An 859-nucleotide genomic window follows, 5' to 3' on the forward strand; every position below is an offset into this window, starting at 1 on the left:
ACGATAGAAACCAATATTACCTCTACCGGCAGGGATTTTTCCATTTAGAATAATGGTTTTTCGTGATGAGTGTATATACATCAGCGTTCTGAATGTATCAAAAAGCGGACTTTGTTACATTCAAGGCGAATAGTAGACAAAAACAGGGAGGTTTATTTCATGGGTGCTAAACAGAAAAGCAAACAATTATTTGATTTGATGGATAAACTTCATGAGTGTAAAGAAGATATGGAATATCAGGTTGTTCATGTACGCTCTAATCGTCTAAATCATGTTGAAAAGAACGCTAAAGAAATCGAAAAAATAGCGATCGAACTTCAAGAGTTAGTTAAAGAAATGCGAAGGAAGTAACGTCACAGTCCCCGAATAAACTATTCATTAAGGAGGGTGTAAAAATGAAATGGATCCAATGTAACGACTTAGTATTCACTCATGAATTTGAATTAGAAGGTGATGAATCTACATCCATAACACTTGCAGGAGACATCGAAAAGGTTAAGTATAAATTACGGTTGTTGTTTGGTTCTGATGTTGAAATAGTTACATTTGAAGATTCGGAGTAACGCACATTACGTATTAACAGTGTACTGGACACATAAGACAGCCCGAATTCAATAAGGATTCGGGCTCGGATTGTGAATCCTATGCGGGGGAAAGAGTGTGGTAATTATGAGTAAAAAATTAGAAAAGCTATACGATAGATCGGGGCTATGGGAGACCAGATCGAAACAAGCAGCCACAAAAGGCGATTATGACAGGGCGGGGAAGCTCAGAACCAAAGCCCTGCAATTAGCCGCTGCAGCTCGTAGGATGGAAGAAAAGGAGAACTTATCGAATCATGAACATATTAGCATTAGAC

General features: G+C 38.2%; 3 protein-coding genes. All 3 read left to right on the forward strand.

Annotated elements, in window-relative coordinates; genetic code table 11:
- Positions 1-159: 159 nt before the first annotated feature.
- Entirely contained in the window at positions 160-351 is a 192-nt protein-coding gene (locus tag CVN76_RS01490; RefSeq protein ID WP_100530134.1) for a hypothetical protein, read from the forward strand.
- 44 nt (positions 352-395) lie between these two features.
- Positions 396-563, forward strand: a complete 168-nt coding sequence (locus tag CVN76_RS30785; protein WP_157805442.1) for a hypothetical protein — start codon at positions 396-398, stop codon at positions 561-563.
- Between the two features lie 106 nt (positions 564-669).
- A partial coding sequence (locus tag CVN76_RS01495; protein WP_157805443.1) for a hypothetical protein occupies positions 670-859 on the forward strand: 190 nt, incomplete at its 3' end.

This window comes from Bacillus sp. mrc49, from assembly GCF_002803435.1.

What these genes read in the sequence shown, in the direction of transcription:
- CVN76_RS01490 (WP_100530134.1), top strand. Translation starts at nt 160, where the DNA reads ATGGGTGCTAAACAGAAAAGCAAACAATTATTTGATTTGATGGATAAA.
- CVN76_RS30785 (WP_157805442.1), top strand. Translation starts at nt 396, where the DNA reads ATGAAATGGATCCAATGTAACGACTTAGTATTCACTCATGAATTTGAA.